This is a genomic window from Blastocatellia bacterium, from assembly GCA_035573895.1.
GTDB lineage: Bacteria > Acidobacteriota > Blastocatellia > HR10 > HR10 > DATLZR01.
In genome coordinates this window covers 1-4,639 of sequence record DATLZR010000113.1, presented here as the reverse complement: position 1 = coordinate 4,639, position 4,639 = coordinate 1, and the positions used below count along the sequence as shown (strand labels likewise).

General features: G+C 59.1%; 2 protein-coding genes. Both read left to right on the top strand.

What is annotated here, in order from left to right:
• Window positions 1-226, top strand: a 226-nt coding sequence (gene rplL, locus VNM72_10750) for a 50S ribosomal protein L7/L12 (protein HXF05878.1), incomplete at its 5' end; no start/stop codon positions are given.
• A gap of 265 nt (window positions 227-491) precedes the next feature.
• Window positions 492-4,639 (top strand): DNA-directed RNA polymerase subunit beta (gene rpoB, locus VNM72_10745; protein ID HXF05877.1); only part of this gene is annotated, 4,148 nt, incomplete at its 3' end.

Sequence of the window (4,639 nt, the reverse complement as noted above, 5' to 3'; positions counted from 1 at the left end):
CGTCGAGGAGAAAACCGAATTCGATGTGATTCTGGCTTCGGTTGATGCCGCGAAAAAGATCAACGTTATTAAGGTGGTGCGCGAATTGACCAATCTCGGACTTAAAGAAGCCAAGGAGCTGGTCGAGAGTGCCCCCAAACCGCTGAAAGAAGGCGTATCCAAAGAAGAAGCCGAGACGATCAAAAAGAAGCTCACCGAGGCGGGGGCAACTGTCGAGATCAAGTAACCCCGTCGGGGCATTTGAGCCATCGGCTCGGATGGCTATATCTCGGATAAGAACCATTACGAGCAGGCTCGTCGGACACGACACACACCATCATGCACTCGCCATTACGGGCGATAGCAGGGGTAGTGTTTCTCTCGCCGTCGCCTGGAGCGATTGGGCAACGACACGGGGCCCGCTACGGGGGGCGTCTTTTTGCTTTTTCACGCTCGGCTGCCGGAGAGCGCACTGTCGCCGGAGCCGTCGAGGTACTGTGTGAGGGAGAACGATGTCAACACCACTGATCAACAAACGCCAGCGCGTTGATTTTTCTCGCATCAAGACATTTATTACCATTCCCAACCTGATCGAGGTTCAGCGTCAGTCCTACGACCGGTTGATGCAGATGGACCTGCTGCCGGAGGAGCGAGATCCGACCGTGGGACTTCAATCGGTCTTTCTCTCGGTTTTTCCCATCAGCGACTATCGGGGAACGGCCCAGCTTGATTTCGTGGAGTATTCTGTTGGGGTCTGGCGCTGTAAGTGCGGCCAGCTTGAGGGTCTCAAACATCTGCGTTCCACCTGCCAGTCCTGCGGAGCCTCGATCAAACTCAATCCGCTTTCCTCGGAAGACATCCTCTGCCAGCGGTGCAGCACTCCGAACAAAAACATCATCAATCTCTGTCCCAACTGTGGTGAGCCGGTCGGACTCAAACTCAAATACGATGTCGAGGAATGTCAGGAACGAGGGCTGACCTATTCCGTCCCCCTGAAGGTGAAGTTCCGCCTGACGATCTTCGACGTGGATGAGATCACCGGTCGGCGCTCGGTGCGCGACATTAAGGAAGAGGACGTCTACTTTGGCGAGATTCCTCTGATGACCGAGAGGGGGACGTTCATCACCAACGGGACCGAGCGCGTCATCGTGTCGCAGTTGCATCGCAGCCCCGGCGTCTACTTCGAGAAGCCCACGATCCATTCCTACCTGGGGAAAATCATCCCCAACCGGGGAGCCTGGGTGGAGTTCGAATACGATACCAAGAGTATCCTCTACGTGAGGATAGACAAAAAGCGCAAGATCGTCGGCACGACTTTCCTGCGGGCTCTGGGATTGCCGCTGCGCTATAACCTGGCGGCCTTCAAGGATGACGATGAGCAGCTCAAGAGCACAATTGTCAACGCCAGCTTCACCGATGAGGACATTCTGCGTCAGTTCTATCAGTGGGAGAAATTCGTCCTTCGAGAGGGAAGAGTCTTCTGGCAGTTGAAGGCGGATCAGAATATCGAACAGGCCGCGCTGAAGCTCTTCGATCCGCGACCGGTGGCCGATGTCGTTCACCCTCGGACGGGGGAGGTGATTCTCAAGGCCGGACGAAAGATCACCACATCGGCCTATCGCGAGATGCTCCGGGCGAAGGTCAAGGAAGTCGAGGTCTCGGTCAACGATCTTGAAGGAGCGATGTTCATCGCCGATGTTGTGGATCGGTGGGGCGAGTTGCGGGCCGAGTGCAATACGCCCGTCACGCCGCAGGCCCTGTCGAACCTGATCGCCGGCAACGTGGAGGAGTTCGACGTCTTCTTCCCCGAGCGGGATGATGTGGGAACGGTCCTCAGCCAAACGCTCAAGAAAGATAGTGCGCGGACGCCCGCCGAAGCCCTGCTGGAGATTTACCGCAAGATGCGACCGGGCGATCCCCCGACGGTTCTCTCCTCCTGGCGGTTGTTTGAGGCCATGTTCTTCGATCCGCGCAAATTCGACTTCTCGCGGGTCGGGCGGTTGAAGTTCAACATCAAGATGGGGTATCCCGAGCGGCACCGGATTAACGATTTGACGCTCTCGCCGCAGGACTTCTTCGATGTGGTGACCTACTTGTTGAAGCTGCGTCGCGGCATCGGCGAGATTGATGACCGCGATCATCTGGGCAATCGCCGGGTGCGCGCTGTGGGCGAGTTGCTGGAGAATCAGTTCCGCGTCGGTCTCGTGCGCATGGAGCGGGCGATCAAGGAGAAGATGTCGGTCCACGCCGAATTGCAGACGGCGATGCCTCGGGATCTGGTGAATCCCAAGCCGGTGATCGCGGCCCTCAAAGAATTTTTCGGTTCGAGTCAGCTCTCGCAGTTCATGGATCAGACCAATCCGCTGTCAGAGATCACCCACAAGCGTCGGTTATCGGCTCTCGGTCCGGGCGGTCTGTCGCGGGAGCGTGCCGGATTTGAGGTCCGTGACGTACATCCCACGCACTACGGTCGCATCTGCCCGATCGAGACGCCGGAAGGGCCGAATATCGGGCTCATTTCCAGTCTCGCCTGTTACGCCCGCATCAATGAATTTGGCTTCATCGAAGCGCCCTACCGCCGGGTGGAAAACGGGCGCGTCATCGAGTATGTGCGCATCACCAATCCCGGTCAGAGCGAGTTCGCTCTGGGCGATCACCTGCCGAAAGAGAAGGTGGATCGCGCCAATCGCCGATTGGTGGCCGAAGGATTGCGCCCGGCCGAGTACGAACCCCATCCGTTTTATCTGACGGCCTGGGAGGAGGCCAAGTACGTCATCGCTCAAGCCAACGTGGAAGTGGATGACAAAGGGTTCATCGTTCCCGATATGGTGGTGGCCCGGCGCGGAGGCGAGTTCGTGACCGTCAGCCGAGAGGAGATTCAGTTCATTGACATCTCGCCCAAGCAGCTCGTCTCGGTGGCGGCCTCGCTCATCCCCTTCCTGGAGAACGACGATGCCAACCGGGCGCTGATGGGGTCCAACATGCAGCGACAAGCCGTTCCGCTGTTGCGGCCCGAACCGCCCCTGGTGGGAACGGGAATGGAAGCCGTCGTGGCCCGGGACTCGGGAGCGGTGGTCGTCGCGCGACGCGACGGCGTGGTGGATTCGGTTGACTCTCAGCGCATCATCATTCGCGCCGATGTGGGCGCGGAGGGATCGCTCTCGCGGGAAGTCACGGCGGATATTTACCAGCTCACCAAGTTCAAACGCTCGAATCAGAACACCTGCATCAACCAGCGTCCGCTGGTTCGCGTCGGTCAGCGCGTCCGGCGGGGCGAGGTCATCGCCGATGGCCCGTGCACGGCCGGCGGAGAGCTGGCGCTCGGACGGAATGTCCTGGTCGCCTTCATGCCCTGGCGCGGGTACAACTTCGAGGATGCGATCATTATCTCGGAGAAGCTGGTCAAAGAGGATGCCTACACCTCGGTGCACATCGAGGAACTGGAAATCGAGGCGCGCGATACCAAGCTCGGCCCCGAGGAGATCACCCGCGATATTCCCAACATCTCCGAGTACATGCTCCGCGATCTCGATGAGAGCGGAATTATTCGCATCGGAGCCTACGTCAAACCGGGTTCGATCCTGGTGGGCAAGGTGACGCCCAAAGGGGAAACGCAATTGACACCGGAGGAGAAGTTGCTGCGGGCGATCTTCGGCGAGAAAGCCGGTGACGTGCGCGATGCTTCGCTCAAGTGTCCGCCGGGGATCGAGGGAACGGTCATTGATGTCAAAGTCTTCACCCGACGGGGAGCGCCGCGGGATGCGCGAAGCCTGGCCATCGAGCAGGCCGAGGAGGAGAGGCTCATGCGGAATCTCAACGATGAGATCCGCATCCTCCAAGAAGAGCGGAACAAGCGGTTGGTGGAACTGCTCGAAGGGAAAAAGCTCGCCGCCGACCTGATCGTCAATCGTCGGCGCCTGGCCGAAAAAGGCAGCCGTCTCACCCGCGAGCTGATCGAGTCGCTCGATCTCCATGCGATCCGACGGATTCAGTTGGAGCGAGCCGACATCATGGCCGAGGTCAAAGAGCTGGAGGCCCGCACCGAACGACAGATCGCCGTGCTGCGCCAGTTCTACGAGGAGAAGTTGGAAAAGATCAAGCGCGGCGATGAGCTTCCGGCCGGCGTGATCAAGATCGTCAAGGTCTACATCGCCATGAAGCGAAAGCTCTCGGTCGGCGACAAGATGGCCGGTCGTCATGGCAATAAGGGCGTGATCGCCAAGATCGTGCCCGAAGAGGATATGCCCTTCCTGCCCGATGGCACGCCGGTGGAGATCGTGTTGAATCCGCTTGGCGTTCCCTCCCGCATGAACATCGGTCAGCTTCTGGAGACGCATCTCGGCTGGGCCGGTCGGGCGTTGGGATTGTACTTCTCCTCGCCGGTTTTTGACGGGGCCCGCGAGGATCAGATTAAGGACTTGCTGCGTCAGGCCGATAAGAAGCTGCGCGAGGAGGGGTTGCCGCCCATGGTCAACGAGCTGGGCAAGACGGTGCTCTATGATGGGTTTACCGGCGAGCCGTTCGACGAAAAGGTGACCGTCGGCTACATCTACATGATGAAGCTCAGCCACCTCGTGGACGATAAGATTCACGCTCGTTCGATCGGTCCCTACTCGCTCATCACACAACAGCCGCTCGGCGGAAAAGCTCAATTCGGCGG